Annotated in this window: 2 protein-coding genes; both read left to right on the top strand. The window is 67.7% G+C overall.

Features of this window, described 5'->3' with window-relative positions:
* Positions 1 to 153: 153 nt before the first annotated feature.
* Entirely contained in the window at positions 154 to 1,041 is an 888-nt protein-coding gene (locus tag B8460_RS07025; RefSeq protein WP_048860870.1) for a branched-chain amino acid ABC transporter permease, read from the top strand.
* A 3-nt stretch (positions 1,042 to 1,044) separates the two neighbouring features.
* Positions 1,045 to 2,025: a branched-chain amino acid ABC transporter permease gene (locus tag B8460_RS07020; RefSeq protein WP_052945161.1), complete on the top strand. Its 981-nt coding sequence runs from the start codon at positions 1,045 to 1,047 to the stop codon at positions 2,023 to 2,025.
* Positions 2,026 to 2,175: the final 150 nt, after the last annotated feature.

The following is a 2,175-nucleotide window of genomic DNA, read 5'->3' as shown; positions in this document are numbered from 1 at the left end:
GCCTGCTGTGCCCGGCCTATCTGTTCGAGGTGAAGAAACCGTCGGAGAGCAAGGGGCAGTGGGACTACTACACGCTCAAGGCGACGACGCCGGCGGACGAGGCGGCCCCGCCGCTCGCGGGGGAACACTGCAAGATGATCAAGAGCTGACGCGATGATGATGATCCTTGGCCGGCCGCTCGCGGCCTGGCTCAGCCAGCTGGTGCTGGGCCTGCAGAACGGCGCCTTCTATGCGATGCTTTCGCTCGGCCTCGCGATCATCTTCGGCATGCTCAACATCATCAACTTCGCGCACGGCGCGATGTTCATGATGGGCGCCTTCGCTACCTGGATGCTCGCGAATTACCTGGGCATCGGCTACTTCCCGTCGCTGATCCTGGCGCCGCTGATCGTCGGCTTCCTCGGCCTGCTGCTGGAGAAGACGGTGATCAGCCGGCTCTACAAGCTCGACCACCTCTATGGCCTGCTGCTGACCTTCGGCCTCGCGCTGGTGATCGAGGGGCTGTTCCGCAACGCCTACGGCAGCTCCGGCATGCCCTATTCGCCGCCCGCGGCGCTGGAGGGGGCGACCAATCTCGGCTTCATGTACATGCCGAACTACCGCGGCTGGGTGGTGGCGGTGGCGCTCGTGGTCTGCCTTGCCACCTGGATCCTGATCGAGAAAACGTCGCTCGGCGCGCGGCTGCGAGCGGCGACGGAAAATCCGGCGCTGGTGCAGGCCTTCGGCGTCAACGTGCCGCGCCTGATCACCCTGACCTATGCCGGCGGCGTCGCGCTCGCCGCGCTGGCGGGCGTGCTCGCGGCGCCGATCTACTCCGTCAACCCGAACATGGGATCGAGCATCATCAACGTGGTGTTCGCCGTGGTGGTGATCGGCGGCATGGGCTCGATCATCGGCTCGGTCATCACCGGCTTCATGCTCGGCGTGATCGAGGGTCTGACCAAGGTGCTCTATCCCGAGGGCTCCGGCGCGGTCATCTTCCTGGTCATGGTGATCATCCTGCTGGCCAAGCCGCGCGGCCTGTTCGGAAAGGCGGCCTGAGCAATGAGCGTCATCACCTCCTCCGCCACCGGCACCGCCGCGCGCGCCGGGCGCGGCGGCTACACCCGCCCGCAGCTCGTGGGCCTGCTGGTGCTGGTCGTCGCCATCGTCGTGGCGCCGCTGGTGCTCTATCCGGTGTTCCTGATGAACGTGCTGGCGGCGGCGCTGTTCGCCTGCGCGTTCAACCTGCTGATCGGCTATGTCGGGCTGCTGTCCTTCGGCCACGCCGCGTTCTTCGGCATGGGCGCCTATGTCACCGCCTGGACCGCCAAGACGTGGGGCCTGTCGGCGGAGCTGTCGCTGCTGCTCGGCGGCCTGACCGGCGCCGGCCTCGGCCTCGTGCTCGGCTGGCTGGCGATACGGCGACAGGGGATCTATTTCGCCATGATCACGCTGGCGCTGGCGCAGATGGTGTATTTCTTCTGCGTCGAGGCGCCGTTCACCGGCGGCGAGGACGGCATCCAGCAGGTGCCCCGCGCGCCGCTGTTCGGCGTCATCAGCCTCAACGACGACCGCGCGATGTATATCTTCGTTGCCGTGATCTTCCTCGCGGGCTTCCTGCTGATCCACCGCATCGTGCACTCGCCGTTCGGCTGGGTGCTCAAATCCATCCGCGAGAACGAGCCGCGCGCCACCTCGCTCGGCTACCGCACGGACGATTACAAGCTGATCGCCTTCGTCCTCTCCGCCGGCCTCGCGGGCGTCGCAGGCGGGCTGAAGGCGCTGGTGTTCGGCATCGCGACCCTGACGGACGTGCTCTATACCACCTCGGGCGACGTCGTGCTGATGACGCTGCTCGGCGGCCTCGGCACCATCTTCGGCCCCGTCACCGGCGCGCTGCTGGTCAAGGCGATGGAGAATTACCTCGCCCCGTTCGGCGCCTGGGTCACGGTGACACAGGGGGCGGTGTTCATCGTCTGCGTGCTGCTGTTCCGGCGGGGCATCATCGGCGAACTGGGTGCCCTGCTGAAGCTTGACCTCTAGCGGCGCCGCCGCCCCTTCGTCCCGCCGCCCGGCCCCCCGGCCGGGCCGGCATCGACCGGCCGCGCCGCCGGGTCTATGCTGCGCCGCAGCATGATCCAAGCCCACCGCCTCACCGCCGGCCGTTTCAGTCCGGAGCGCCTGTTCCGCCCG

Origin of the sequence: Acidisphaera rubrifaciens HS-AP3 (genome assembly GCF_000964365.1) — a bacterium.
Lineage (GTDB): Bacteria > Pseudomonadota > Alphaproteobacteria > Acetobacterales > Acetobacteraceae > Acidisphaera > Acidisphaera rubrifaciens.
Note: the sequence above shows the minus strand (reverse complement) of the source record. Positions and strands in the feature narration are given on the sequence as shown.